Annotated in this window: 23 protein-coding genes and 1 tRNA gene; 19 read left to right on the top strand and 5 right to left on the bottom strand. The window is 71.9% G+C overall.

Features of this window, described 5'->3' with window-relative positions; genetic code table 11:
* Nucleotides 1-261 precede the first annotated feature (261 nt).
* The 6 genes from K0V08_RS05670 (at nucleotide 262) to K0V08_RS05650 (ending at nucleotide 5,775) form a co-directional block, all read left to right on the top strand.
* A complete protein-coding gene (locus K0V08_RS05670) occupies nucleotides 262-801 on the top strand; it encodes a hypothetical protein (protein WP_079533560.1) in 540 nt (179 codons plus the stop codon).
* Between the two features lie 73 nt (nucleotides 802-874).
* Nucleotides 875-948: transfer RNA gene (locus K0V08_RS05665), tRNA-Pro, on the top strand.
* Nucleotides 949-1,209: 261 nt separating this feature from the next.
* Nucleotides 1,210-2,112: a sce7726 family protein gene (locus K0V08_RS16150; RefSeq protein ID WP_158219002.1), complete on the top strand. Its 903-nt coding sequence runs from the start codon at nucleotides 1,210-1,212 to the stop codon at nucleotides 2,110-2,112.
* On the top strand, nucleotides 2,087-3,037 hold the full coding sequence (locus K0V08_RS05660; RefSeq protein WP_128516984.1) for a sce7725 family protein: 951 nt from the start codon (nucleotides 2,087-2,089) through the stop codon (nucleotides 3,035-3,037). Before K0V08_RS16150 ends, K0V08_RS05660 begins: the two co-directional genes overlap by 26 nt.
* 176 nt (nucleotides 3,038-3,213) lie before the next feature.
* A complete protein-coding gene (locus K0V08_RS05655) occupies nucleotides 3,214-4,062 on the top strand; it encodes an RES family NAD+ phosphorylase (protein WP_158219003.1) in 849 nt (282 codons plus the stop codon).
* A gap of 396 nt (nucleotides 4,063-4,458) precedes the next feature.
* On the top strand, nucleotides 4,459-5,775 hold the full coding sequence (locus K0V08_RS05650; RefSeq protein WP_079533556.1) for a DUF2510 domain-containing protein: 1,317 nt from the start codon (nucleotides 4,459-4,461) through the stop codon (nucleotides 5,773-5,775).
* Between the two features lie 64 nt (nucleotides 5,776-5,839).
* On the opposite strand, the gene K0V08_RS05645 is transcribed toward K0V08_RS05650, so the two are convergent.
* A complete protein-coding gene (locus tag K0V08_RS05645) occupies nucleotides 5,840-9,001 on the bottom strand; it encodes a type 2 lanthipeptide synthetase LanM family protein (protein ID WP_079533554.1) in 3,162 nt (1,053 codons plus the stop codon).
* 91 nt (nucleotides 9,002-9,092) lie between these two features.
* Nucleotides 9,093-9,299, bottom strand: a complete 207-nt coding sequence (micA, locus tag K0V08_RS05640; RefSeq protein ID WP_079533552.1) for a lantibiotic michiganin-A — start codon at nucleotides 9,297-9,299, stop codon at nucleotides 9,093-9,095.
* 361 nt (nucleotides 9,300-9,660) lie between these two features.
* Between micA and K0V08_RS05635 the strand changes: the two genes are divergently transcribed.
* The 5 genes from K0V08_RS05635 to K0V08_RS05615 all read left to right on the top strand — a co-directional run bounded on the left by K0V08_RS05635 (nucleotide 9,661) and on the right by K0V08_RS05615 (nucleotide 14,021).
* On the top strand, nucleotides 9,661-10,797 hold the full coding sequence (locus tag K0V08_RS05635) for a sensor histidine kinase (RefSeq protein ID WP_079533550.1): 1,137 nt from the start codon (nucleotides 9,661-9,663) through the stop codon (nucleotides 10,795-10,797).
* Entirely contained in the window at nucleotides 10,794-11,468 is a 675-nt protein-coding gene (locus K0V08_RS05630) for a response regulator (RefSeq protein ID WP_012038652.1), read from the top strand. Before K0V08_RS05635 ends, K0V08_RS05630 begins: the two co-directional genes overlap by 4 nt.
* Nucleotides 11,469-11,620: 152 nt before the next feature.
* Nucleotides 11,621-12,520 carry an ABC transporter ATP-binding protein gene (locus tag K0V08_RS05625; protein ID WP_012038651.1) on the top strand — a complete coding sequence of 300 codons (900 nt, stop codon included), beginning with the start codon at nucleotides 11,621-11,623 and terminating at the stop codon, nucleotides 12,518-12,520.
* An 8-nt stretch (nucleotides 12,521-12,528) separates the two neighbouring features.
* The gene (locus K0V08_RS05620; RefSeq protein ID WP_231689057.1) at nucleotides 12,529-13,269 is read left to right on the top strand and encodes an ABC transporter permease; all 741 of its coding nucleotides are present in this window, start codon (nucleotides 12,529-12,531) and stop codon (nucleotides 13,267-13,269) included.
* Between the two features lie 5 nt (nucleotides 13,270-13,274).
* On the top strand, nucleotides 13,275-14,021 hold the full coding sequence (locus K0V08_RS05615; protein WP_079533784.1) for an ABC transporter permease: 747 nt from the start codon (nucleotides 13,275-13,277) through the stop codon (nucleotides 14,019-14,021).
* A 36-nt stretch (nucleotides 14,022-14,057) separates the two neighbouring features.
* Here K0V08_RS05615 and K0V08_RS05610 read toward each other — a convergent pair whose 3' ends face one another.
* Nucleotides 14,058-14,549 carry a GNAT family N-acetyltransferase gene (locus K0V08_RS05610; protein WP_079533546.1) on the bottom strand — a complete coding sequence of 164 codons (492 nt, stop codon included), beginning with the start codon at nucleotides 14,547-14,549 and terminating at the stop codon, nucleotides 14,058-14,060.
* A 213-nt stretch (nucleotides 14,550-14,762) separates the two neighbouring features.
* On the opposite strand from K0V08_RS05610, the gene K0V08_RS05605 reads away from it, so the two are divergent.
* The 8 genes from K0V08_RS05605 to K0V08_RS05570 are packed head-to-tail and all read left to right on the top strand — an operon-like array spanning nucleotide 14,763 to nucleotide 22,887.
* A complete protein-coding gene (locus K0V08_RS05605) occupies nucleotides 14,763-16,415 on the top strand; it encodes a TIGR04028 family ABC transporter substrate-binding protein (protein ID WP_079533544.1) in 1,653 nt (550 codons plus the stop codon).
* A 40-nt stretch (nucleotides 16,416-16,455) separates the two neighbouring features.
* The gene (locus tag K0V08_RS05600; protein WP_079533542.1) at nucleotides 16,456-17,391 is read left to right on the top strand and encodes an ABC transporter permease; all 936 of its coding nucleotides are present in this window, start codon (nucleotides 16,456-16,458) and stop codon (nucleotides 17,389-17,391) included.
* Nucleotides 17,388-18,236, top strand: coding sequence for an ABC transporter permease (locus K0V08_RS05595; RefSeq protein WP_012038645.1), 849 nt, complete (start codon nucleotides 17,388-17,390; stop codon nucleotides 18,234-18,236). Before K0V08_RS05600 ends, K0V08_RS05595 begins: the two co-directional genes overlap by 4 nt.
* The gene (locus K0V08_RS05590; protein ID WP_079533540.1) at nucleotides 18,233-19,870 is read left to right on the top strand and encodes a dipeptide ABC transporter ATP-binding protein; all 1,638 of its coding nucleotides are present in this window, start codon (nucleotides 18,233-18,235) and stop codon (nucleotides 19,868-19,870) included. The genes K0V08_RS05595 and K0V08_RS05590 overlap by 4 nt, the downstream gene beginning before the upstream one ends.
* Nucleotides 19,867-20,940 (top strand): putative FMN-dependent luciferase-like monooxygenase, encoded by a 1,074-nt coding sequence (locus K0V08_RS05585; RefSeq protein ID WP_079533538.1) that lies wholly within the window; start codon nucleotides 19,867-19,869, stop codon nucleotides 20,938-20,940. Before K0V08_RS05590 ends, K0V08_RS05585 begins: the two co-directional genes overlap by 4 nt.
* Entirely contained in the window at nucleotides 20,937-21,593 is a 657-nt protein-coding gene (locus tag K0V08_RS05580) for a CMD domain protein (protein ID WP_079533536.1), read from the top strand. Before K0V08_RS05585 ends, K0V08_RS05580 begins: the two co-directional genes overlap by 4 nt.
* Nucleotides 21,590-22,222 (top strand): alkylhydroperoxidase domain protein, encoded by a 633-nt coding sequence (locus tag K0V08_RS05575; protein ID WP_012038641.1) that lies wholly within the window; start codon nucleotides 21,590-21,592, stop codon nucleotides 22,220-22,222. Before K0V08_RS05580 ends, K0V08_RS05575 begins: the two co-directional genes overlap by 4 nt.
* Nucleotides 22,219-22,887, top strand: a complete 669-nt coding sequence (locus tag K0V08_RS05570; RefSeq protein WP_079533534.1) for a VOC family protein — start codon at nucleotides 22,219-22,221, stop codon at nucleotides 22,885-22,887. The genes K0V08_RS05575 and K0V08_RS05570 overlap by 4 nt, the downstream gene beginning before the upstream one ends.
* 79 nt (nucleotides 22,888-22,966) lie before the next feature.
* Here K0V08_RS05570 and K0V08_RS05565 read toward each other — a convergent pair whose 3' ends face one another.
* Together K0V08_RS05565 and K0V08_RS05560 are read right to left on the bottom strand one after the other, a co-directional pair.
* Nucleotides 22,967-24,460 carry an MFS transporter gene (locus K0V08_RS05565; RefSeq protein ID WP_079533532.1) on the bottom strand — a complete coding sequence of 498 codons (1,494 nt, stop codon included), beginning with the start codon at nucleotides 24,458-24,460 and terminating at the stop codon, nucleotides 22,967-22,969.
* A gap of 255 nt (nucleotides 24,461-24,715) precedes the next feature.
* The gene (locus K0V08_RS05560; RefSeq protein ID WP_079533528.1) at nucleotides 24,716-25,684 is read right to left on the bottom strand and encodes a trypsin-like serine peptidase; all 969 of its coding nucleotides are present in this window, start codon (nucleotides 25,682-25,684) and stop codon (nucleotides 24,716-24,718) included.
* Nucleotides 25,685-25,718 lie beyond the last annotated feature (34 nt).

Raw genomic sequence — 25,718 nt, 5'->3', positions numbered from 1 at the left:
GACCGGTGCCGCGCCTCGCGGTGGGGCAACGGTAGGGGCGGGTCGCGCGGGGTGGCGAGGGGTGTGACGGCGGGTGTCCCCGCGTGACGACGCGGGGCGTCACGGGCCGTCATGCGGGGGATCCGCCGACCGCCGGCTGGTGCCCGCGTCGCCTGTCCGGATCGCGCCGCTCCCCACGTTCGCGGGCGGCTCCAGGCGTCACGTCGTACCCTGATCCGGGCGCATCCGACGCCCGCTCACGAGACACGGAGGATCGCACCGGTGGACCAGCTGCTCAGCCGTCTCGATCGGATCGCCGCCGGGCGCCAGGCGGGCCACGTCATCGCCGAGGACATGCGCGACCACCCGTGGACGGCGCGGGCCTTCCGCTGGATCCGGTGGATCCTCATCGCCGAGACCATCGTGGGCGCGACCGCCGTTGCCATCGCCCTGACCCTCGCCGAGGACGGCGTCGCGATCGCCCCCGCCGTCTGGTTCCGCTCCTTCGTGGTGCTCGCGATGACCCTCACGCTCTACTACTTCGCCTGGCGCGCCTCGACCGGCTACTGGTGGGCGTACTCGCGCCTGCGCCTCTTCAGCCAGATCTTCCCGATAGTGACCCTCGTGGTCGCCGCGATCCCGGGCCTCTACCCGCTCTGGATGGTCATCGAGCAGATCGTCTTCTCGCTGCTGCTCATCGGGGTGGCCGACATCCTGCGGAGCGACCACATGCGGGAGGCGTTCCCGAAGCCGGGGAGGGTGGCTGCTTCCGCTGCGCCTGACCCCTCCGCTCCGGGTCACCCGGGTGGTGCGCCAGCCTGATCCGGGACCTCGTGCGTGCCGGAGCAGTGCCGCCGATGCGGTAGGCTCTACGAGTTGCCCAGCGATGGGACAGCGGGCTGTGGCGCAGCTTGGTAGCGCACTTGACTGGGGGTCAAGGGGTCGCAGGTTCAAATCCTGTCAGCCCGACGGACATGCCTCGGAAGGACCCATGGGTCCGGCCGGGGCATTCGTCATTGCGGTAGCTCGGTGCACCCCGTTCGCGGGTCATCCCTTGATGTCTTGATCGGAACCTAGCTAAGTTGGAGAAGTTGGACCATCGGGCGGGCGCAGTTACGGTTGCCCGCGATTAGTGCGAACAAGTGACATGGTCTTAGTTTCTCTGCTTAGTCGAGGGCAAGGAGCGATGAGGTATCTCATCTGAGTTATGGAGAGGCCTTGCAGCTTAATGTGATCAGTGCGACCTACAGCGAGCCCCTGGTGCGTCAAGCAGCACAGCTTTTTTCGACTAAAGCCTTTCGTCCAATCGTTGAAGGTTCCGCGTCGTCGCGCGTAGATGATACCGTCCGCCGGCTTCGCGAAGCACTGTCGTTGAGTAATGCTTCTAATGGCGAGGTGGTTCTCGAGGCCTTCAACTTACTTTCTCGCAATTATAGAACCGAGTACTATTATCGAAACTTGATCGCAAGTAATTTGCTAGTCGGTAAATATAAGGCCGCAAAAGCAGTCATGCTGAATGAGCTCGCCATTGGGGGCTCGATTGCTGATTCCGTAATTATCAACGACTTCGCCACAGTTTACGAGATCAAAACAGAATTTGACACGCCGAGTAAGCTTGATAGCCAGCTTCGTAGCTACTTTACTGTTTTTGGTTTTGTCAATGTTGTAGTGCCCAAGGAGGCCGCGGCGCGCTACCTAGCCTTACTCGAGCAGTCACCGGCGGGTGTGATTGGAGTGGATAGGCGAGGGCGACTATCGCAACTCGCTGCTCCGCGCCGCAGTTCGGCCGCTTTTGACCATGCCGCAATATTTAATGTTCTTAGGGCGCGCGAGCGAGACTGCGTCCTCGAAGCTTGCGGTCTCAGTGCTCCAAAGGTTCCAAATGGGCTACGGTACTCTGTAAGCCTCGAGCTTGCGCGTTCCATACCGGTGTCTCTATTCCAGGAGTCGGCCGAAATTGTTCTCCGAGCGAGAGGGAGTGCTGCGAGTCGACCATTTTTGCTAAATAAGCACTTATACCCCTTCAGGGCTCTCATTACGCAAATGTCTTTGAGTAGTCAGGAGGCTCGCAATTTATTGTCATGGGTAGAGTCAAAGGAGACGTCAAATGTACTACCCGTACTTTCGAGGTAAGCAGTATGAGCTTCTTGCGCTTAGAGATACCGCAGGACTGCTAGGTGTAGAGCAAAGCGTCCGTCCGATTATTGAGCCGGTTCGTCAGCCTGAGAATTCCGGATTGGATCGTTGTCTCGGTGCTCTGAAATCCGCGCACGTGGCTGCAACGCTTGTTGTGAACCCAAGCGTGGGAGATTTGAAGGGCGACTCCGCTCTGTCTTCGTTGTCTCTGCATTTAGCTTCCGCGGATGCGAATCAGCCTGCAATGCTCGGCCTTATTTTATCGGATTCGTCTGACGTGCGATCTCTTTTTGGCGCTTACTCGCGAAAGTTTGGTTCTCGCTACGATTTGGCCTTGTTGCATAAGGCCGCACATCCCGACATTGATTACATAAGGGAATGGGCCGCCACTCATAATGCGAAAATGAATGTAATCCAAAACGGCCTGCGGCGGCGTCATTTCGATTCCATCATCCCAAGTGCTCAAGCAGTCACCATTAGAGACGCCTTCGTATCTGAACCTCGTAATGCTGAGTTCCTCGAGCGCCAGGAGTCGGTCTTTACTGACGACCATTTGTTCTATGCTGAGGATGGTTGGGCGGGTTTCAGCGATTACTTGACCGTCGGCGAGCCCTTCGCCACAGGAGGTTTTCAGCCGCGGGCAGTCGTTATTCACTGGACTTTCGAGCGGGAGGTTGGTGGGCCTGTGATGATTCGGCATTTTACAAGCGTGAGCAATGCCGATACTGCCGATGTCGCCGGTAAATTCTTGCAAGCACTTGACAAACTGGTGGCGTTCCTCGACAGTCGTGATTTACAGACGCGTGCTGCCACCGTCATGCGCGAGCATGCGCGAAATCGTACATACCCCGGACTCGGGACATTAAAAAAGCTCTCGATCCAGAATCACCTAGAGCTGATGTCTGGGATCCTAGCCCGATGAGAGCCTGTTCGGCCTGCTTCGCGGCTCAAACCTGGCCCGTAAATGCTCGAGGCGAGGCGAGGTCCGCTGGTACATGCGACTTTGGACATGGTTACAGTCACAGTACTTGGCCCACGCATGCGTGGCGTGAACATATTTTACGATTGCTGTCTCTGTATGACCCCGTGGAGGAGGAAATGGGTGAGTCCCGCATAGCTGCTGTCCTTCAAAATGACTGGCAAATATTCTCCTTCACTGACTCCACCGTGGTTGAGTCATTTCTTTACGACGCAGTCGGATCACACGCGCTTTTAGTCGACGGAGCGGGAGCGGTATTACGCGCCGTACAAGGGGAAGCGGATCATCTCGCTTCGTGGGCAGAGTTCTCTGACGAGATTAAGACAAAAAATCGCTACTTCCCTTCCATGCTGCCTGATCCCGAAGTGCTCAAAAATACAATCGAAGTTCAAATTGAAGAGGTAAAAAGCGACGTTGCTCTCTACCGTGCTCGACTTGCCGACACTGTAGGGCAATACATGAGTGCCGATATGGGTGCACCTCCGCCCGCTAGAGCGAGTGCGGGGCGGGCCAATCCGGTGGGAGTGCCTTATCTCTATTTGGCATTCGATGAGGCAACGTGCATCTACGAAAGTCGTGCTGCGAGTCATGCTATCGTGAGCGTGGGGAAATTCCAGCTTACAAGGAGTGTGAGAGTGCTGAATCTGGCGGATGTGGAAGCGCCGGATTTCTTCGATGACGATGAAATTGTAAGGCTTACAAGTTTCAGGTACATGCAGGGACTGTCGAGAGAGCTCACCAAGCCAGTTCGTGCATCGGATAAAGAAACGGACTATATCCCTACGCAATACCTGTGTGAATTCGCGAAGTCTATAGGGTTAGATGGGGTTCTTTATTCGAGCGCCTTGCATCCAGGGGGCAGAAATCTCGTACTTTTCGCGCCTGCGCTTGCTGCGTGTCTAGCGGGTGTGGTTTCGTATGAACTTCTCGGACTCACGGCCGAATGGCAAGTAGCGGAAGCAGCGTAGCGATCGTTCCTTCGTGGTCCGATCGGGTCATGCGTCTTCCGTTCTCTTTCTTTGTCTGCATAAAGTCAGAGGGACAAGTACCTGGTTGGCATTGCGGCAAGAGGTGTTTTTGGTTGATTGGTCGTCAACGTGATGCGTTCATGGGGCTTCTCGTTGACGCCTTTCAGCGCCCGTCTTCCAGGGCGGTCGTTGGTCGTACTCGACAAAGCGTTTTCATGCCAAAGAGGTGCCATGAACAGCGCCCGGGACGCGACTAATAGGAGCAGTGCCGGGCAACTTTCACCCCCCACACGAGGGCTTACGCGCGGAGGAGTCCGCCCATAGCCTCAGGCGTCGTCACTCGACGGCACCACCTGCCGCCTACCCCTTCGTCGCGGTACGCACCCGAGGAGCACCATGCCCGACGCCCCCTCCGCCGCTCCTGCCGGCTGGTTCCCCGACGGATCCGGGCAGCTCCGCTACTGGGACGGATCCACGTGGACGTCGCACGTCGCGCCGATGGCGCAGCCCGCCGCAGCGTCGGCGCCCGCTCCGAGCGCGGCAGCGACGGCGGCGGTCGCCGCATCGCAGCAGGCCGACGCCGTGCGGAACGCCCAGGCGGCTGAGGCCGCGCACGACAAGGCGATGCGGGCAGCCGAGGCCGCGCAGGCGAAGGCCGTGCGGGCCGCGGAAGCGGAGCAGCAGCGCGCCGCGAAGGTCGCGCAGCGCGAGGCGGCCATGCAGGCGAAGGCGGCGGAGCGCGATGCAGTGGCTCGGGACAAGAGCGCCCGGGCGGCCGCAGCGACCGCCGCGACGCCGGTGCCGTTGCCGACGCGACAGCGCGCTACAGCAGCGCCGGTCGCTCCTGCGGCTCCGACTGCCGTGATCACCGACACCCGGCCGAGCCGCCACCCGGCGACCACGTGGGTCATCACGTCCGTCGTCGCGCTGGCTGTGCTGATCATCACCGCCCTCGGCGGCTTCGGCGGCATGTTCGTCTCGCTCGGCCTCGTCGGGATCGCCACGGCTCTCTACCCCTACGCCACGGGCCGCCGCAGCTGGATCCCGATCCTGACGACCCGTTCGCGCAACGGCGTCGCTGCCGTGGGCGCGGCCGTGCTCATCGTCATCGGGGCCACGGTCCCGGTCGCGGCGTCCGCTCCCGCTCCGCGCCAGGCGGAGGCGATCTCCGCCAGCGCGAGCCCGACCCCGTCTGCGAGCCCGACGCCCACCGCGACGCCGACCCCCGTGGTCCACGTCGTCGAGGACGTCAACACCAAGTCCGCCATCGACGCCCGCGCGCTCCTCCGGGAAGCCGGCTACGTCGTCCAGTACGTGCTCGAGTCGGGTGAGGCGACCGCCGTCACCGACGGCATGACCGTGAAGTCGCAGAGCCCGGTCGCGGGATCGCGTACCGACGCCGGATCCACCGTGACGCTCACGCTGCTGGCGCCCGCGCCGACGCCGACGCCGACGCCTGAGCCCACGGTCGCGCCGACGGTGGCGCCCGCGCCGCAGCCGGCGGCTCCTGCTCCGGCGCCCGTCGCGCCTGCTCCCGCGCCTGCTCCTGCCGCCCCGGCTCCCGCCCCTGCCCCGGCCCCGGGCCGGACGATCACGCCCGGTGCCTTCTGCAAGAAGACCGAGGTCGGCAGCGTCGAGAAGTCCGACACGGGCAAGAGCTACCGATGCGGCCCGGACGCCGACGGTCAGCGCAACCGCTGGTACCCGATGTGACCGACTCCCGGGCGGCCCCACGACGGCTGCCCGGGCCACCCCGCGCGAACAACCGGGGCGACCGTCAGCGCGGCCCCTCCAGCAGCAGCGCGTCCGGGATCCCCGGCTCCAGTTCCCGGCACAGCGCGTAGAGCGCGCCGGCCGTGCCGAGCATGAGCCCCCGCACGCTGGTCACCCCTTGGGGCAGACCGCTGCGCGGGCCGGCGCGGAGGACGCGCTGCAGCGCGCGGTCGCGGAACTCCGCGAGCCCGGTGTCGACGCCGGTGCGTCGGGTCGCGCCGCGCACGGCGATGAGGTTGCCGAGGGTCCCGTGGCACAGGGAGTCGTCGGAGGGGAGCGCGTCCGACGCCGTCTCGCGCGCGCCGACGAGGGCGAGCTCGAGGAGGTCCGGCCGGTCGAGCGTCGCGGCCGCGTCCGCGCGTGCCATCGCGATGCCGGCGGTGCCGTGGCACCAGTGCGCGGGGAAGGATCCGGCCGCGGATCGCGCCTCCGGTCTCGCGTCGCGCCAGCGGCGGCGGGACGGGTCGAACAGCGCGTCGTCGAAGCGCAGGGCGCGGACGGCCGCATCGGCGATGGCATCGTCGCCCAGCACGCCGGCGGTGCGGGCGAGCGCCCAGCCGACGCCGGATGCGCCGTGCGAGAACCCGCCCAACCGCGCCCGCTCGGCACCGGTCTCCCAGACGAGGGCGCCGCCCTCCACCTCGACCGCCGTGCTCATCAGCCGCCCCGCGAGCGCGCGCAGCGCATGGCGGCCCGCCTCGGTCGCGCCCTCGGGCAGCCCCGCGACGACGGCGCACGCGCCGGCGACGCCCGCCATCACGTCCAGGTGCGGATCCTCGTGGGCCACCTCGCCGAGCCGTCGGACGGCCGCCGCCCGGAGGTCGCGGTGCCCGTCTCCGCCGACTCGCGCGTCGTGGTGGGCGAGCGCGTGGAGGAGCCCGGTCGCGCCGCTGTAGGCGCCCACCGGCAGGTCGATCAGGCCGCGCGTCCAGTCGTCGAGGATCGCCGTGACCGCGTGCATCGCCCGGCCGGCCAGGTCGTCGAGCCCGAGGCCGGGCAGCACGCCGTGCGCGTGGGTCGCGGCGAACGCGATCCCGGCCAGCCCGTCGTACAGGGTGGGCCCCGCGGGGCGGTACTCGAGGCCGCTGCTGTCGAGGCTGCTGCTCACGCCGATCCAGGTCGCGTCGTCCCGGCCGAGGACGGCGGAGGCGAGGAGGATCCGGGCCTGTCCGCGTGCCGCCTCCCGCAGGGCGTCGTCGTCCACCCGCGGTGCGCGGGCCAGCGAGGCGGTGGCGTCCGCGGCCTGCCGTCCTCGCGCGTCGTCGCGGGCGTCGTCGTCTCCGTCGGGCGTCGCGGTCGCCGCCAGCACGGACTCGTCGACCAGCCGGAGGGACTCGGGGAGGTCGTCGAGGGTGAGCCGCGCGAGCCGGTCGAGCACGTCCTCGCGCGTGCTCCGCGCGAAGCGCTGCGGCCCGGCCTCCTCGTCGTCGGCGATGAGGGCGCGTGCGTCCATGCGCGTGGAGAACAGGGGCACGTCGAGCCGCCAGAGGGCGCGCTCCTCCGCCTCGACCAGCGCGGCATCCGCGGGATGCTCCTCGACGCGCGTCCAGAGGTGGCGGAGGAGGTGGTCCCGGTCGATGCCGCTGCGGAGCGGGCGGGGTCGGCGCATCTCCGTGAGGAGCAGGGAGTAGGAGCGGGTGGCGCGCACGATGTGCCGCGACGAGATGTCGGGCGCGGCCGACAGGATCGCGCGGACCTCCGCCCGGCGCTCGACGATGGCGCGGAAGGTGCGCTCGTACCCGTCCGCGAGGGCGGCGCGACCGGAGCGGATGCGCGCGAGCGTCGCTCCCGGCGGCTGGTTGCGCGACCGGCCGACCGGCATCTCGCGCGCCTCGATGCGCATGCGGTCCGTGGCCGCGTCCACCACCTGGTGGACGGTCGCCGTGGTCCCCGCGCCGTGCAGGCCCCCGGTGCTGACGCTGACGTCGATGCTCGTGCCCTCCCCGGTGGTGAGCTGGACCGGGAGGATGCCGCTGCCCAGCACCGACGCGTTGAGCATCCGCGACGCCCGGCGCAGGGCCGTCCCGTCCTCGCCGTCGACCTCGCTGCGGTTCTGGATCAGCGTCTCCAGGTCGATGGGCACGGGACCGTCCGCGGAGGCGATGACGTTCTCGAGGTGGAGGTCGGACGCGCCGAGCACGTGCGCGACGGCGAGCAGCGAGCCGAGCCGGCCGAGGTGCCGGGACAGGGGGATCGCGGAGGCGGCGTCCTCGGCGTGGGCCACGAACTCGACCCAGCCGTACCCGTCGCGCGGCAGCACCGCGGCCGCGCGCAGGCGGATCTCGGCGGGGAGGGCGGGCGCGAGCGCGTCGACGAGGTCGCGGTACAGCGCGAACACCCGGCAGTCGCGCGGCTTGTAGACGAGCCGGCTGCCGTCGGAGAAGCGCAGCGTCGCGACGGACTGCCCGCCGTCGTGGGGGTCGCCCGAGCTCAGGTCCACGGCCTCCAGGGCGTCGAGCCGCTCGGTCGCGAGGCCCATCCGGACGAGGTTGCCGTGGTCGGCGTGCAGGCGGTCGAGGATGCGCGCGACGTGCGCGCGCCAGCTGCCGATCGCCGTGACGAGGTCGCGCGCGAGGACGGGGTGGCGGGAGAGGAGCTCGGCGCGGTGCGCGGGGTCGGCGAGCCGCGCATCCAGCCGCGCGTGCCGACCCGGTGCCGGATCCCGGGCGAGCTCCGCGAGGAGGGCCCGGAGGGAGAGGCTCGCGAGGCGCTCCGCGAGGCCGTCGAGGAGATCCGCGCGTGCGGTGCGCGAGAGCCACGGGCGACCGTCCAGGTGCGCCCGCTGCGCGCCGACCATCGGGCCGAGCAGGGCGGCGAAGGGGAGCCCGGCCACGCGGGTGTCCTCGACGACGAGGTGGCCGTTCGCCGGCGCGTAGGCCTCCGCGGAGACCGGCGGATGCACGAGCCAGGGGTCGACCCGGGCGAGCCAGTCCGCGCTCGCGGCCCGCGGGGTCCACGCGTCGCCCGCCAGGAGCGCCACGAGGTCGTCGCCGTCCAGCAGCTGCCCGGCGAGGTAGGCGGCGTGCGTCCCGTCGTCGACGAGGGCGTCGTCGCGCCAGGCGCGCGTCAGCTCGGGGACCGGTCGGGCATCGGCCCGCGTCGCCGCGCGCCGTTCGCGCAGCCGGGACGCCTGCAGCAGCGAGAGCTCGGCCGCGGTGATCGTCACGTCAGATCCCCCTCGCCGCTCCGGCGGGCGGGGCCCGACGCGGAGCGGACGGACCGCGCGCCGAGCGCAGCCCGTCCGTCGAGTGCGTCCGTCAGCGACACGCGCAGATGATCGTCCCGCATTCGATGGTGAGCGTGCAGAGCCAGCCGCTGCTGGACATGTACGGGCTCACGACGCGACGGAACTCCGCGTCGATCTGGGTCTGGACGGACGGGCTGGTGTCCTCGCCCGCGTCGACGAGCATGTCCCACCGGGGGCTGACCATGACGGGGGTCTCCGTCTCGAGGATGTCGTTCATCGTGTTCCACCTGTGTTCCTGTTGTCGCGCATGGATCCCGGCCGGTCGGCCCAGACCGTCGTGGTGCGAGCCGCACCCATCCCGATGGCCCATGGGCCGTCACAGGTCCGACTTGCCCCGTGGGGATCGCGGATCCGTGCGCCTCGGCCGGTGCGGCGTCGACGCGCAGCCCGTGCGCGATCCCTGGTGTTCACGTTCCCAGCGGCTTCCGTCCGAGCGCATCGTGCGACCCGATGACATCCGCGGCCGTGCCCTCCGCCCATCGTCGGAGGCCGCGACCGGGATGCCCCGCGGACGGGGGGCCGGGGGGAGGGCGTCCGCCGGCGGCCGGGCGTGTCCTCCCCGCTAGCCTGAGGACGTGATGCGACGGGGGAGTCTGCGCGCGCAAGGCGACCAGGTCGTCGCGGGCGCTGCGGTAGTCCTGTGCGCCATCATGGGCGTCCTGGGCCAGCCCGACTGGATCTGGTCGTCCCTCATGGCGCTCACGCTCGCGGTGCGCCACGCGCGGCCCGTCACCGCCGCGCTGCTGGCCACGGCGATCTCGTCGGCGCACATGCTCGCCACGAGCTCGCTCCTGTTCCCGGGTGACGTCGTGCTCCTGGTGGCGGCCTACTCCGTCGCCGCCCACGCCGCGGACCGGCTCCGGCACGTCGGCCTCGCCCTCGGCGCGTGCTTCGTGGTCGTCCTCGCCGCGCGCACCCTCACCGGCGGGGAGCTGGGCTCCACGGGATCCGTCGGCATGGTCATCGCGCTCGTGTCCGTGAGCTTCGCGATCGCGTGGGCGGCCGGTCTGCTCGAACGGCGCCGCAGCGAGGCCGTCCGCACCGCCGAGCTCCGGACGACGCTGTCCGAACGCGACGCGGACGCCCGGACGCGGCTCGCCGCCTACGAGGAGCGCGAGCGCATCAGCGACGACATGCACGACGTGCTGGCGCACACTCTGACCAGCGTCATCGTCCAGGCGGAGAGCGGCCGGGCGACCGCGCCGAGCCCCGAGGCGTCGCGCATGTTCCGCACCATCTCCGAGACCAGCCGGGCCGCCCTGCACGAGGTGCGGGGGCTCCTGGCGCCCACCGACGCCGACGCGGACGTGCGTCCCATCCCCGGCTGGGACGACGTCGACGCCCTCGTCGAGGGCTTCCGCGGCTCCGGCCTCGGCATCGACAGGCAGGACGCGGGCTCGCCGCGACCCCTCCTGCCGGGCGTGGGCTTCGCCGTCTACCGGGTCGTGCAGGAGTCCCTCACGAACGCCATGCGGCACGGCGCGGGCGGCACCGCGCGCCTCCGCGTCGAGTGGTCGCCCGACGCGCTGGCGATCACCGTCGCCAATGCCGTGGTTCGCGACAAGCGGGGATGCCCCGTGCAGGAGCACCGGGGCCTCGCCGCGATCCGCCGTCGCTGCGCGCTCTACGGCGGGCAGGCCCGGTACGCGTGCGACGACGAGTTCGTCCTCCAGGCGCGGTGGCCGACCGCGCCGCTCGGCGGGAGCACCCCGTGACCGACGCGCCCGCGCCGATCCGGGTCGTCGTGGTCGACGACCAGTCCCTCGTGCGGGATGGCTTCGCCCGCATCGTGGACGCGCAGCCGGACATGGCCGCGGTCGGCGTCTGCGCGGACGGCGAGCAGGCCGTCGCCCGCGTCGTCGAGCTCCGCCCGGACGTGGTGCTCATGGACGTCCGCATGCCGGTCCTCGACGGCATCGAGGCGACCCGCCGGCTCGTGGAGGGCGGGCGCGCCGAGGGGACGCGGATCCTGGGGCTCACCACCCACGACACGGACTCCTACGCCATCCGGATGCTGCGCGCCGGCGCCGTCGGCTTCCTGCTGAAGGACAGCACCGCCGTGCAGCTGGTCGACGCGATCCGGTCCGTGCACAACGGCACGTTCGCCGCCTCGATGAGCACCACGCAGCGGCTCCTCGAGCGGCTGGCCGTCGAGAGGACGGCGCCGCCCGACCCGGACACCGCAGCGCTCGACGTCCTGACCGACCGGGAGCGGGTCGTGTTCACGCGCCTCGTCACGGGCGCGTCCAACCCGGAGATCGCCCGCGACCTGTCCATCGCGGAGGTCACGGTGAAGACGCACGTCGGGCACATCCTCACCAAGCTCGCCGTGCGCGACCGCGTCCACCTGGTGATCTGGGCGCACCGGAGGGGCCTCGCCGCCTGACCGCTGCGGCGCGCGGGCCGCGGCCCCGCCGACCTGCCCCCGCTCCTCCCATCGCAGGAGAGGGGACCGGGCGGGACCGGCCCACGGCACGATGCGCCCGCGCGGCGGCCGGCCGAGTATGGGGGCATGCCGACCACGACACCCCCGCGCCGATGAGCGCCGTCATCGCCACCCGCGGGCTCACCAAGCGGTTCCGGGATCACGTCGCCGTCGACGCGCTCGACATCGAGGTGCCGCAGGGGTCCGTGTACGGGTTCCTCGGGCCCAACGGCTCCGGCAAGTCCACGACCATGAAGATGCTGCTCGGGCTCACGCAGCCCACGTCGGGCGAGATCCACCTGTTCGGCCAGCGGCTCACGCCGGCGACGCGCGGCGGGCTCCTGCCGTCCATCGGCTCCATGATCGAGGCGCCCGCCGGCTACGGCCACCTCACGGGGTGGGAGAACATGCGGATCGTGCGCGACATGCTCGGGCTCGCGGAGGCCCAGGTGGAGCGGGCGTTCGCGACCGTGCGGCTCACGCAGCACCGCGACAAGCTGGTGCGCCGGTACTCGCTCGGAATGAAGCAGCGGCTGGGGATCGCCATGGCCCTCGCCCGCGACCCCTCGCTGCTCGTCCTCGACGAGCCCACCAACGGGCTGGATCCGGCGGGCATCGAGGAGGTCCGCTCCCTCCTCATGGACCTGGCCGGCCAGGGCATCACCGTGATGGTCTCCAGCCACCTCCTCGACGAGATCGAGAAGATGGCGGGCGTGCTCGGCATCCTGGCCGACGGCCGGATGATCTTCCAGGGCACGCGCGCCGAGCTGTTCGAGCACTCCATCCCCGACCTCGTCATCGAGACGTCCGCGCCGGACCGGGCCATGGCGGAGGTCGCCGGGGCGGCCAGGAGCCCGGAGGGGATCCGGCTCAGCGCCCGCTCCAAGGACGAGACCGCGGACATCGTGCGCCGGCTCGTGGCGGCCGACGTGCCCGTGCACGAGGTGCGGCGGCTGCCGCAGAGCCTGGAGGACGTGTTCATGGACATCACCGGGCGCGGGGGGCAGCTGTGAGGCGCGCCGTGGCGATCGAGTTCCGCAAGATGCACCGGCTCCGCTCGCTCCCGCTGCTCATCGGCATGGTGGTGGCCGTCGCCGCCCTGAGCTCGGCGTCGCAGTTCGCGGGCAGCACGCGTGCGGGCTTCGACGATCCGGGCGCGCGCCCCTGGGCCGCGCTCCTGCTCGGCTACACGCTCATGGCGGCGATGACCTCGCCGATCCTCACCGCGGTGATCGCGAGCCGCCAGACCGACATCGAGCACCAGGCGGGCGGGTGGATCCTCGCGGCGGGCGCGGGACGCACGGCGGGGGAGCTGTGCCGGGCCAAGCTCGTGGCCCTCGCGGTGCTCCTCGTGCCCGCCGTGCTGATCCAATCGCTGCTCGTGATCGCCGCCGGGTACGCCGCCGGGATCCGGGTGCCCGTCGAGGTGGGGCCGTGGGCGCTGTACACGCTCCTGCTCTACCTGGTCGACGTGGCGTTCTGCGCGCTGCACGTCTGGCTCGCGGCGCGCGTCGAGAACCAGCTCATCAGCGTGGGCGTGGGGATGCTGGGCGCCTTCCTGGCCGTCTTCTCCCTCCTGCTCCCGTCCGTCGCGAGCCGGGCCATCCCGTGGGGGTACTACGCCGTCATCTCGCAGGCCGGCCAGTCGGACGCGGGCGTGGGCTACGTCGCCTCGCCGCTCGGGTGGATCGCCGGCTTCCTCGTCGTGGTCGCGGCGGCCTTCGCGCTCGCGACGATCCGGCTCGACCGCGTGGAGAGGTGACGGGCGTGTTCCGAGCCGAGGCCGTGAAGCTCAAGCGCTCCAGCATCTGGATCATCGCGGTGCTGCTGCCGCTCCTGGCAGTCGTCACCGGCACCATCAACCTGGCGAACAACACGCAGACCCTGGACTCCGGGTGGGCGTCCTTCACCTCGCAGGCGGTGCTGTTCTACGGCCTGCTCTTCTACTCGATGGGCATCAGCCTGCTCGCGGCGGCCATCTGGCGCGTCGAGCACCGCGGCACCAACTGGAACGCCCTGCTGACGGCGACCGCGCGACCGATCCGGCTCGTGCTGGCGAAGATCGTGGCGATCCTCGTGCCGGTGGCGCTGATGCAGGCGGTGCTCGTCGGCGGCACGGCGGTGTCCGGGCTGTTCGTGCTCCGGCTGGACGGCCCGTTCCCCGTCGCGTTCCTCCTCGTGGGGCTGATCGCGACCGTGGCGGCGCTGCCCCTCATCGCCGTCCAGTCCCTGCTGTCGCTGCTCCTGCGGTCCTTCGCGGCGCCGGTCGCGCTGTGCCTCGTCGGGTGCGTCGCGGGCGTCGCCGCCGTGACCTCGGCGGCCCTGCGTCCGCTGGCGGAGGTGCTCCCGCAGGCGATCAACACCCGGGCGCTGAACCTGGGGTCGACGGCGATCGCGGGATCCGGGGGCCTCACGGCGGCGGACACCCTGCCGCTCCTCGCGACGAGCGTGGGCCTCGGCGCGCTCGTCGTCCTCCTCACCCTCGCGGCGATCCGCGTGGTCAAGCTCCGCTGAGCGGCGCGTCGGTCCGCGGGCCTCGCGCCCGCATCCTCACCGCACCATCCGCACCGTGACCATCTCCGCCCCCTGGTACGTCTGCCGCTCGACGCCCCCGTCGCGCGCGAACCCGTTGCGGCGGTAGAACGCCGCCGCGCGCGGGTTGTCGTCGGCGGCCCAGAGGTAGGCGGGGGAGTCGCCGACGGCCGCGTCGAACAGGGCCTGGCCGGCGCCGGTGCCGTGCGCGGACGCGACCACGTTGATCGCGTAGAGCTGGAAGGGCCGCGGCGGATCCTCGTCGCGCGCCGGTCCCGCGAGCGCGAAGCCGACGATGCGGTCGTCGTCGAGGGCGACGAAGGTCGGAGCCCCGGAAGCGTCACCCAGCGAGCCCCGCCACTGCTCGGCGCGCGCCGCGACGTCCAGGCCGTCGAGGTACGCGGCCGGCAGCAGGTGCGCGTACGTCTCCTGCCAGGTGCGGATGTGGACCTCGGCGATCCCGTCGGCGTCGTCGGGCACGGCGGGACGGACGGTGGGGTGCGTGGTCATCCCGGAACCCTAGAGGGCGTCGGCATCCGGCAGCGGAGCCGACGGCGGCGAGGCGTCACGCCGGCGCCGCAACGGCGAGCACGCGGGTGGCATTCCCCGCATGACGCCGCGTTGCACCCCGTTACGCCGCGTGTTCCGCGGCCCTGCGAAGACCCTGCATGCGTGTTGGAGTCGTCTCACCCATCCACGCACAGCACACGCAGGAGCAGAACCATGCCTCGTCCTCCCCGCCCCGTCATCGCCCTCACCGCCCTCGTCGCGGCGACCGGACTGCTGGCGGGCTGCTCGGCGGGCGGCGGAGGGGATCAAGCGGCGAGCGGCGAACCGAAGGCCGGCGGCACGCTCACCTACCTCGAGCCGCAGACCTGGACGACGCTCTACCCGCCGGCCGCCGGCTTCTACCCGAACGGTGCCGTCGTCAACAACATCACCGACCGGCTGCTCTGGCAGGACCCGGAGACGCTCGAGCTCGAGCCGTGGATCGCGACGGCGCTGCCCGAGGTGAACGCCGACGCGACCGAGTACACGTTCGACATCCGCACCGACGTGACCTACTCCGACGGCACCCCGCTCACCGCCCAGAACGTCGTCGCGAACTTCGACCTCTACGGCAAGGGCGACGTCGACCGAGCGCTCACCGTCAGCGAGGCGATCAACAACTACGACCGCGGCGAGGTCGTCGACGCGGACACCGTCAGGTTCCACTTCACGGCTCCCGCGCCCGGCTTCGCGCAGGCCACCTCGACCATCAACTCGGGGCTCGTGTCCGACTCGACGCTCGCCAAGGCCGACGACGGTTTCGGGCCCGGGCAGGCGGAGACGGTCATCGGCAGCGGGCCGTTCACGGTGTCCGGGGAGTCGGTGGGCACGCAGATCCAGCTCGCCGCCCGCGAGGACTACGACTGGGCGCCGCCCGAGGCCGCCCACCAGGGCCGGCCGCTCGTCGACGGGGTGGACCTCATCGTCGCCGCCGAGGACAGCGTGCGGGTCGGCACGGTCGTGGCCGGGCAGGCCGACGTCGCCCGGCAGATCGAGGCGCCCGACGAGGCGCAGTTCCGCACGGGCGACCTCCAGCTCGTCGCGGCGGCGACCAACGGCGTCGACAACGGCATCAACCTCCGCTTCCGCACGCCGCAGCTCGAGGACGTGCGCGTCCGACAGGCGATCATCGCGGGCGTCGACCGGCAGGCGATCCTCGACACCCTCTTCAGCGACAGCTACCCGCTCGCGACCGGCGTGCTCGCGAAGAGCGCGCTCGGCTACGTCGACACCTCCTCGTACTACGCGCATGACGCCGACAAGGCCGCCGCGCTCCTCGACGAGGCCGGCTGGGTCCCCGGATCCGACGGCATCCGCCAGAAGGACGGACGGAAGCTGGAGCTCGTCGTCAACGAGGCGCTCCCGCAGCCGCGCTCCAAGGAGGTCGTGACGCTGATCCAGTCGCAGCTCGCGGAGATCGGCGTGGAGGTGGAGCTGTTCTCGGGCGACCAGGCCGCGCAGACGAAGGCCTCGCAGGACCCGGACGCGCTCGAGGCGTACCACTCGATGGTCGGCCGCTCGGACTACGACGTCCTCAAGTCGCAGTACTCCTCCACCAACCGCAACGTGCTGCTCAACCGGAACCCCGCGGACGGCAGCATCGCCGACCCGGAGCTGGACGCGCTCCTCACCCGCATCGCGTCGGAGCCCACGACGGAGGGCCGCCAGGCCGCGTCCGCCGCTACCCAGCAACGCATCGCCGACCAGGCCTACGTGCTGCCGCTGTTCGAGGAGCCCCAGGTCTACGGCCTCCGCGGCGACGTGCGGGGCTTCGCCACCGAGTCGGTCGGCCGCCCAGTGTTCGCGGGCGTCTGGCTCGACCGCTGATGCGGGGCGTCCTTCCCCTGTCGACGGGCGGGGGACCGCGATGAGCTACGCCATCCGGCGCGCCGGGCAGGCCGTCATCGTGCTCGTCCTCGCCTACGTCGTGGCCTACGTGTTGCTCGCCGCGCTGCCCGGCGACGCGGTGCTCGCCCGCTACGGCGGCCCCGAGCTCGGCCTCGCGCCCGAGCAGCTCGCGGCGATCCGCGAGTCGTACGGCGCCGACCGCCCGCTCATCGTGCGGCTCGGCGAGTCCGCCGCCGCGTTCGCGCAGGGGCAGCTCGGGTACTCGGTGCAGAGCGGCGCGGCCGTGTCGACGCTGCTCGCCACCGCGATCCCGTCGACGCTCGTGCTCGCGGTGCTCGGCCTCCTGGTCGCCGTGGTGCTGGCCGTGCCGATCGCGTTCCTCGCGACGTACGGCGGTGCCAGGTGGATCCGTCGGGTCTTCCGCGACCTGCCGCCGCTGCTCGTCTCGCTGCCCGTGTTCTGGGTGGGGATCATCCTCATCCAGGTGCTGTCGTTCCGGCTCGGGCTGGTGCCGATCATCGGCGCGAGCCCCGGCGAGGCGCTGATCCTGCCGGTGCTCACGATCGCCGTGCCGATCGCGGCGCCGCTCGCGCAGGTGCTCATCCGCAGCATCGACGACGTGTCGGCCATGCCGTTCGTCGAGGTGGTGCGGGCCCGCGGTGCCGGCACGCCGTGGCTGCTGCTGCACGGCGTCGGCCGGAACGCGCTGCTGCCCACGCTGACGATGGCCGGGCTGCTGTTCGGCGAGCTCGTCGGCGGGGCGGTCGTCACCGAGGCCGTGTTCGGCCGCGCGGGCGTCGGCCAGCTCACCGTGCAGGCGGTCGCGAGCCGCGACAGTCCGGTGCTGCTCGCGGTCGTCGTGCTCTCCACGGTCGCCTACGTCGTGATCAACCTCGCGGTCGACCTGCTCTACCCCGTTCTCGACGCGCGCCTGCGCAGAGGAGGTGCGCGATGAGCGCCACGCTCGCCACCATCGACGCGCCCCGCGCGCGTCCCCGCAGCCGGGCGCGCCTCGCCGGCGGCCTCGTGATCCCTGTCCTCGTCGTGCTCGTGATGCTGCTGTGGGCGCTCGTCCCCGGCCTCTTCGCGTCCGGCAGCCCGACCGCGTCCGTCGCGCCGTCGCTGCAGGCGCCGAGCGCCGCGCACTGGTTCGGCACCGACTCCACCGGCCGCGACCTCTACACGCGCGTCGTGTTCGGGGCGTCGCAGTCGGTCGTCGGCGCGGTCGTCGCGGTGCTCGTCGGTCTCGTCGTCGGCACGCTCCTCGGCGTGGTCGCGGGCACGGTCGGCGGCATCGTCGACGACGTGCTCATGCGGCTCGTCGACGTGCTGCTCGCGATCCCGGGCCTGCTGCTCAGCTTGAGCATCGTGATCCTGCTGGGCTTCGGCACCACGAACGCCGCGATCGCGGTGGGTGTCACGTCCATCGCCGTGTTCGCGCGGCTGTCGCGGGCGGAGGTGGTGCGCGTGCGGATCAGCGAGTACGTCGAGGCGGCGTACGGATCCGGCGGCACCCTCGTGCAGGTGCTGCGCCGGCACGTGCTGCCGAACTCGCTCACGCCCGTGATCGCGCTCGCGGCCCTCCAGTTCGGATCCGCGATCCTGCAGATCTCCACGCTCGGCTTCCTCGGCTACGGCGCCCCGCCGCCCACGCCCGAGTGGGGCCTGCTCGTCGCGGAGGGCCGCGACTACGTGGCCACCGCGTGGTGGCTCACGGTGCTCCCGGGCGCCGTGGTCGTGGCCGTCGTGCTCGCGACCAACCGCATCAGCCAGTCGATCCGCGGAGGGCAGCTCGCATGACCGATCCCACGCATCCGCTCCTCGCCGTGCGCGACCTGCAGGTGGACTACCGGACGGCGGCGGGCACCCGCCGCGCGGTCGACGGCGTCTCCTTCGAGATCACCGCGGGGCGTGTCACGGCGCTCGTCGGCGAGTCCGGGTCCGGCAAGTCGTCCGTCGCGCAGGCCGTGGTCGGGCTCCTCGCCCGCAACGGCACCATCGCGGGAGGGGGCATCGCGCTCGGCGGCACGGAGCTGGTCGGCATCGGGGAGTCGCGGCTGCGCGGCATCCGCGGGCGCCGCATCGGGCTCGTGCCGCAGGATCCGGGCAGCTCCCTCGACCCCGTGGCCACCATCGGGGCGAGCGTCGCCGAGGGGCTGCGGATCCACGGATCCCGCGACCGCCGTCGGAACCGCGCCCGCGTGCTCGACCTCCTCGAGCGCGTCGGCATCGACGACCCGGAGACGCGCGCCCGGCAGCACCCGCACGAGCTCTCCGGCGGCATGCGCCAGCGCGTGCTCATCGCCGCGGCGATCGCGCTCGAGCCGGAGCTGATCATCGCCGACGAGCCCACGAGCGCCCTCGACGTGACCGTGCAGCGCCGCGTGCTCGACCTGCTCGACCGGCTCCGGGAGGAGACCGGCGCGGGGCTGCTGATGATCACGCACGACCTGGCGGTCGCCGCCGAGCGCGCCGACGAGGTGGTCGTGATGCAGCGCGGCCGCGTGCAGGAGACGGGACCGGCCGCGCGCGTGCTCGCGTCGCCGGCCTCCGCCTACACGCGGGTGCTCCTCGCGGACGCGCCGTCGTTCCGGCAGGTGGTGGAGCGCTCGCCCGCGGTCGTGGATCCCGCCGCGCCGCCGCTCGTCGAGGTCGCCGGACTCCGCCGCGAGTTCCGGCGCCGCGGCGGATCCCCGCTCGTGGCCGTCGACGACGTCTCCTTCCGGGTGCCGCGCGGCACGACGCACGCGATCGTGGGGGAGTCGGGCTCCGGCAAGACCACGACCGGGCGCGTCATCGCGGGCTTCGACCGGCCGACGGCGGGCGAGGTCCGCGTCGGCGGCGTCGACGTGGCCGGCCTCCGCGGTCGGGGGCTCCGCGGGTTCCGGCGCACCGCGCAGCTCGTTCACCAGAACCCGTTCGGGTCGCTGGATCCGCGGCAGACGGTCGCGGAGATCGTGCGCGAGCCGCTCCTCAACTTCCGCGACGGCGCGGGCGCGGGCGACGCGTCCGCGCGCAGGGAGGCTGTCGCCGAGCACCTGCGGCTCGTCGACCTGCCGGCCGAGACCGCCGACCGCCGCCCGCGGGAGCTCTCCGGCGGACAGCGGCAGCGCGTCGCGATCGCCCGCGCGCTCATCCTCCGGCCCGAGCTGGTGGTGTTCGACGAGGCCGTCTCGGCGCTCGACGTGACGGTGCAGGCGCAGGTGCTGCGGCTGCTCGCGCGGCTGCAGTCCGAGCTCGGTCTCACGTACGTGTTCATCTCGCACGACCTCGCGGTCGTGCGGCAGATCGCCGACACGGTCTCCGTGCTCCGGCGCGGCCGACAGGTCGAGGGAGGACGGGTGGACGACGTGTTCCACGAACCGCAGCACGAGTACACGCAGGAGCTGATCCGGGCGATCCCCGGTCGCGGGATCCGCGGGGCCCGCGCATGACCGGCGCCCGGCTCGGCTTCTTCGGCCGCGTGCTCGACGCGGGCACGCCCGCCGAGCGCTACGAGGCGGCGCTGGAGCAGATCCAGCACGCCGAGCGCCACGGCTTCGCCTCGGTGTGGCTCGCGCAGCACCACTTCGGCGAGGAGGGCGGCGGGCTCCCGTCGCCGTTCGTGTTCCTCGCGGCGGCCGCGGCCCGGACGACGCGCATCGCGCTCGGCACCGCGGTGCTCACGCTGCCGCTCGAGGATCCGCTGCGGGCCGCCGAGGACGCGGCCGTGCTCGACCTCCTCAGCGGCGGCCGCGTGCAGCTCGGGCTCGCGTCCGGCGGCACGCCCGCGTCGTTCCCGGCGTTCGGTCGCGACTCCGGCGACCGTCACGCGCTTTTCCAGGACCACCTGGCCGTGTTGCTCGACGCGCTCGAGGGACGCGGGGTGCGCGGCACGGGGTCGCGCATCTACCCGCCCGCCGACGGGCTCGCGGCGCGCATCTGGCAGGGCACGTTCTCCGTCGCGGGCGGCGCGCGCATCGGATCCCGTGGCGACGGCCTCCTGCTCTCCCGCACCCAGCCGCGCCCCGACGATGCGCCCGACGCGCCGCTGCACGAGCTGCAGCTGCCGATCATCCAGGCCTACCGGGACGCGCTGCCCGCCGGCGCGCCCGAGCGGATCCTCGCGTCGCGGACCGCGCTCGTCGTGGATCCCGCCGACCGCGCCGCCGCGCGCGAGCTCGCCGAGCCCGCCCTCCGCCGCTTCGCACGCAGCGTCATCGGCGAGCGGGCCGACGCCCTCGACCTCGACGCCGTGCTCCGCGTGACCGACACGCACCTGGGCACGGTCGACGAGGTCGCCGACGGCCTCGCCGCCGACCGCACGCTCGACGAGGCGACCGACGTCTCGTTCCAGGTGCACTCGATCCCCGCGACGCACGCGCTCACGCTGCGGAGCCTCGAGCTGCTGGGAGCGGAGGTCGCGCCCCGCCTCGGGCTCGCGACCGGCGCCACCGCCGCCGATGCGCTGCGCGCCGCCCACCTGCCCGCACCCACCCCGACCCTCGCTGGAGGAGCCGCATGACCCACGCAGCCGACGTCGTCGACCTCCTGGCCGGCCTCGCCCCCGACCACCCGCTCCGCCTGATCCGCGACCTCCGTCCGGACGCCCGCGCGAACGCGCAGCGCAGCTTCGAGGCGCTGCTCGAGCCCGCGGAGCCCGGCGCGTTCACGTACGCCGAGCGGTACGCGGTCGCGGCCTTCGTGGCGCGGCTGCACGGATCCGACCGCGCCGCCGCCTTCTACGCCGACCTCCTCGGCGACGCCGACGCGGCGCTCGTGCCCGTGATCGACCGGGCCGCGCGCCAGGGCGCGACCGCGGGACCCACGGGCACGTACCGCGAGCCGGGCCTCGCCGCCGAGAGCGTCGCGACGGATCCGTGGACCCCGGACGCCGCCACGCGCGGCGCCGTCGGCCCGCGCCTCGCCGCCGCCCTCGCCCACGCGCACCTCCTCGTGATCCGCCCCCGCGAGTCGAGCCCGGACGCCCTGCGGGCGCTCGGCGCCGCCGGGTGGACGCCCGACGAGATCGTGAGCCTGTCGCAGCTGATCGCGTTCCTCGCGTTCCAGCTGCGGGTCGCGTGGGGCCTGGCCGTCCTGGCCGCGCAGCCCGTCACCGTGCCCGCGGATCCCGCCCGCACCGCATCCACCCCCGACCCGGCAGGAGCCGCCCGATGACCGCCGCCGATCCCGTCACCGACCCCGTCGACCTCGCGCGCCCCGACGCCTTCACGCAGGAGGGCCTCGGCTGGGTGCCGTGGCTCGCGCCCGTCGCCGAGGCCGACCTCGACGAGGCCCAGCGCGCCGCCCTCGTGGAGCCCGCCCGCGCGCGCATGCCGTACTTCCGTCTGCTGGCCCGGGATCCCGCCGCGCTCGAGGCCCGCACGCGCACCGACCTCGACATCTTCCACAACCCCGACGGCGGGATCGGCCGGGCCGAGCGCGAGCTCGCGGCGGCCGCGACCTCCCGCGCGAACGGCTGCGTCTTCTGCGCATCCGTGCACGCGGCCGCCGCCACGCGCTTCTCCGGCCGCGGCGACGACGTGCAGCGCCTCCTCGACCAGGGCACGGGCGCGCCGCTCGGCGACGAGCGGTGGGACGCCGTGGTCGCCGCATCCGTGGCGCTCGCCGCGACGCCGCTCGAGTTCGGATCCGCCGACGTCGCCCGCCTGCGCGCGGCCGGCCTCGACGACGCGGCCGTGGTCGACGTCATCAACGGCGCCGCGTTCTTCAACTGGGCGAACCGGCTGATGCTGTCCCTCGGCGAACCCGAGGTGCCCGCCTCCCGACGCGGAGCGGGCGCGTGAGCGGGGTCGGCGGCTCCGCCGTCCCGACGCTCCTCGACCACGTCGTCATCGCGGGGCCGGACCTCGCGGCGCTCGTCGCGTGGTTCGCCGACCGCACGGGCGTCGAGGCCGAGCCCGGCGGCGTCCACCCCAGCGGGACCGCCAACGCGCTCGTCGCGTTCACGGTCGACGGCGTCCGCGGCCCGCGGTACCTCGAGCTCATCGGGCCGGATCCCGCGCGCGTCGACCGCGCCGTGCCGACGCGCTTCGGCATCGCCGAGCTGAGCCGCCCGCGCGTCGTCACGTACGCGGTCCACCCGGCCGGCATCGCGGACGTCGCGGCTCGGGCGCGCGACGCCGGCGAGGACCCGGGCCCGGTCGCCGACCTGTCCCGGCGCACGCCCGCGGGCGCGCTCCTCGAGTGGCGGCTCACGCACCCGCGCGGCGCCCGGCCGGACGTGCCGTTCCTCATCGACTGGGGATCCACGCCGAACCCGGGCACCACGATCGGCCCGGCCGTCGAGCTGCTCGCCTTCACGCAGACCGCGGTGGATCCGGCGCCCACGGAGGCCGCGCGCGCCGCGCTCGACCTACCGGCAGGATCGCTCGCGGACCTCGCCGCCGGCCCGCATGACGGCTACGCGCTGCGCGTGCGCGCGGCGGACGGGACGCCGGTCGACCTCTGACCGGGGCATCGTCGCGACGCGACGCACGACGAGGCGGTAGCCGGGATCCCTCCCGGCCACCGCCTCGTGTCGTGTCGCCCTAGCGGGTCGTCGCGCGCTCGCGCTCCCTGCCGCCCACCGGAGCGGATCCCGCCACGGCCACCGCCGGGTGCACGGCCCCGTCCGCCTCCGACGACGACGCCTCCGCCTCCGCCCACCGGGCCGGGATCGCCTCGCGCGCCGGGTCCTTCGCGGCGAGCGCCGCCGCGATGGTCAGCAGCGCGTACAGGCCGATGTAGGCGCAGAGGATCCACGGGGATCCGCCGCCCCACTGCAGGAACAGCACCGCGAGCAGCGGCGTGAGCCCGACGGAGAAGATGCTGCCGACCTGGTAGCCGAGGCTCACGCCGCTGTATCGGACGCCCGTCGGGAACTGCTCGGCGAACCACGCGGCCTGCGGTCCGTAGATGGAGTCGTGGAACACGTTCATGCCGAGCGCGAAGACGAGCGGCAGGAGCAGCAGCGGGCCGGAGTCGAGGAACGCGAAGAACGGCCAGATGAGGATCCCGATGCCGGCGGCGCTCGCGATGGTGAGGCGGCGGCGGCCGACGCGGTCGGAGATCCAGCCCCAGAGGGGAGTGGTGAGCACGCTCAAGGCCGACACGATGAGCACCGCCGTGAGCGCGCTGCCCGAGTCGCCCCGCTTCTCGGCGAGGTAGGAGAGCGTGTAGACGGTGAGGATCGAGTACAGCGCGGGCTGCACGAGGCGGAGGCCCGCCGTGATGAACACGGCGCGCGGGTGCCTCCGCAGCACGACGCCGAGCGGGAAGCGCTCGACCTCACCGGCCGCCTTGATGTCGCGGAACTCGGCGGCGTCCTCCACGCGGAGGCGGATCACGAGGCCAACGGCCACGAGCACGGCGCTGAGCAGGAACGGCAGGCGCCAGCCCCACGCGAGGAACGCCTCCTCGCCGAGCCCGAAGCGCGTGGCGGCGAAGACGCCGGTGGCCAGGAGCATGCCGCCCGCGGATCCCATCTGCGTGAACGCGCCGAACAGGCCGCGGCGGTGGGCGGGGGCGTGCTCGACGGAGAGCAGCGCGGATCCGCCCCACTCGGCGCCCGCCGCGATGCCCTGCACGAGCCGCAGGAACACGAGGCCGACGACGCTCGCGAGGCCGATGGTCGCGTACGTGGGCAGTACGCCGATGAGCGTCGACGCGATCCCCATCAGCACGAGCGAGTAGACGAGCATGCGCTTCCGGCCGATCCGGTCGCCGAGGTGCCCGGCGACGATCCCGCCGATGGGGCGCGCGAGGAACCCCACGCCGTACGCGGCGAACGACGAGAGGAGGCCGACCGCGGGCGTCTGGTTCGGGAAGAACTGGCTGCCGAACACGAGCGCGGACGCGGTGGCGTAGAGGTAGAAGTCGTAGTACTCGACGGTGGTGCCGATGAACGACGCGGTGAGCACGCGGCGTCGGCGGCGGGACACGTCGGCGGGCGCCTCGGGGGCTTCAGGCGCGGAGGGCGCTGCGGGCGGCGGGGTGGTCGACGCGGCGGATGCGGCGGATGCGGCGGGCGGTGCGGTGGTCATGGGGTCTCCAGCGGTGCGGCTGCGGTGCAGGGGGAGCGGCGCGAGCGGGGATCCGCTCGGGTGCCGCCCACCGTGGCCCGTGATCCCCCGCCCGGGGAAGAGCCGCGGTCACGCCGCGTAACGCGGGCCCGTCACGGAGCGTCACACCCGCGGATGTCGTCGAGTCGCCCGGGACACGCGAGAGGCGCCCGGACACGCGAGAGGCGGTCGGCGAGCACGATGCCCGCCGACCGCCTCCGCATCGGACCCGCCGCGTCAGTTCGCGACGGCCGCCGTGAGGTCGTAGGCCGAGTGCTCCACGTCCTTCCACACCGGGCCGAGCACGTGGCTGTCGTCCTCGTACCGCTCGGCGACGTTCCCGAACTGCGGGGAGTCGGTGAAGTCGCCCGCGAGGATGGGTCCGCCCGAGGTGCCGGCGTTCATGTCGCAGGGGAGCGCGATCTGCTCGGCCGACACGGCCTCGCCCTGACCCGAGCACCACTGCAGCGACTCGCCGTCGAAGCGCCCGGCGGCCGGGTAGCCGTACGCGGACGCGTGCTCCGCGCCCGGCTGGTCGAAGAGCACGGGCGAGGCGCCGACGGCCGACTGGACGTCCTGGCCGGAGTCGTCGCGCTTCACGGCCATGAAGCTCGAGTCGTCGCCCTGGTCGTCGTCGTTCCGCTGGTACCAGCCGGAGGGCACGTAGCCGGTGATGACCGGCCACGCCCCGTACTGCGACTCGCCGTGGTCGTAGGCCGGGTAGAAGACGATGTGGTCGGAGAAGACCTGCTTCTGGGTGAGGCAGTGGCCGGCGGTGGCGATGGTCGACCGGTTCGCCGACTCGACGACGTTGGCCGAGCAGGCGTAGCCCTTGCCGGCCTGCGTGTAGAAGATCCGGCCCATGTGCGGGATCGGCTCGATCTGCGTGGCGTGCGCCGAGTCCGCCACGGCGTCCGTGGCGACCGCACCCGAGTCGGACGTGCCGTCCGCCGGGGCGGGGGCGTCCGCGTCGATGGCGGCGGCGCGGCGCTCGGGGGTCCAGAAGTCGACGGCCTCGGCCGCGTCCTCGCTCGAGACGTGGATGCCGACCGTGGCGGAGGAGGCGTCGAGCGTCACCGAGGCGGGGGCCGCCGGGCGCTCGGCGGCGGTGGCCGACGACGCGGCGCCCAGGAGCGCGGCGCCGAGGCAGACGGCGGAGACGGCGGCGAGGCGCCGGCGGGCGGGGGGAGCGGTGCGGTGGGGCATGGGGATCCTCTCGGTTCGTGTCGGAGCGGTGCGG

The organism is Clavibacter michiganensis, from assembly GCF_021216655.1.
GTDB classification, from domain to species: Bacteria; Actinomycetota; Actinomycetes; order Actinomycetales; family Microbacteriaceae; genus Clavibacter; species Clavibacter michiganensis.
This window is presented reverse-complemented; position numbering and strand designations above follow the sequence as displayed.

Bases quoted from the DNA above. Each gene is read 5' to 3' on its own strand.
- K0V08_RS05660 (WP_128516984.1), top strand. From the start codon at position 2,087: ATGTACTACCCGTACTTTCGAGGTAAGCAGTATGAGCTTCTTGCGCTT.
- K0V08_RS05635 (WP_079533550.1), top strand. From the start codon at position 9,661: ATGCGACGGGGGAGTCTGCGCGCGCAAGGCGACCAGGTCGTCGCGGGC.
- K0V08_RS05560 (WP_079533528.1), bottom strand. From the start codon at position 25,684: ATGCCCCACCGCACCGCTCCCCCCGCCCGCCGGCGCCTCGCCGCCGTC.
- K0V08_RS05650 (WP_079533556.1), top strand. From the start codon at position 4,459: ATGCCCGACGCCCCCTCCGCCGCTCCTGCCGGCTGGTTCCCCGACGGA.
- K0V08_RS05585 (WP_079533538.1), top strand. From the start codon at position 19,867: ATGACCGGCGCCCGGCTCGGCTTCTTCGGCCGCGTGCTCGACGCGGGC.
- K0V08_RS05575 (WP_012038641.1), top strand. From the start codon at position 21,590: ATGACCGCCGCCGATCCCGTCACCGACCCCGTCGACCTCGCGCGCCCC.
- K0V08_RS05610 (WP_079533546.1), bottom strand. From the start codon at position 14,549: ATGACCACGCACCCCACCGTCCGTCCCGCCGTGCCCGACGACGCCGAC.
- K0V08_RS05565 (WP_079533532.1), bottom strand. From the start codon at position 24,460: ATGACCACCGCACCGCCCGCCGCATCCGCCGCATCCGCCGCGTCGACC.
- K0V08_RS05595 (WP_012038645.1), top strand. From the start codon at position 17,388: ATGAGCGCCACGCTCGCCACCATCGACGCGCCCCGCGCGCGTCCCCGC.
- K0V08_RS05590 (WP_079533540.1), top strand. From the start codon at position 18,233: ATGACCGATCCCACGCATCCGCTCCTCGCCGTGCGCGACCTGCAGGTG.
- K0V08_RS05600 (WP_079533542.1), top strand. From the start codon at position 16,456: ATGAGCTACGCCATCCGGCGCGCCGGGCAGGCCGTCATCGTGCTCGTC.
- K0V08_RS05625 (WP_012038651.1), top strand. From the start codon at position 11,621: ATGAGCGCCGTCATCGCCACCCGCGGGCTCACCAAGCGGTTCCGGGAT.
- K0V08_RS05655 (WP_158219003.1), top strand. From the start codon at position 3,214: ATGGGTGAGTCCCGCATAGCTGCTGTCCTTCAAAATGACTGGCAAATA.
- micA (WP_079533552.1), bottom strand. From the start codon at position 9,299: ATGAACGACATCCTCGAGACGGAGACCCCCGTCATGGTCAGCCCCCGG.
- K0V08_RS05580 (WP_079533536.1), top strand. From the start codon at position 20,937: ATGACCCACGCAGCCGACGTCGTCGACCTCCTGGCCGGCCTCGCCCCC.
- K0V08_RS05605 (WP_079533544.1), top strand. From the start codon at position 14,763: ATGCCTCGTCCTCCCCGCCCCGTCATCGCCCTCACCGCCCTCGTCGCG.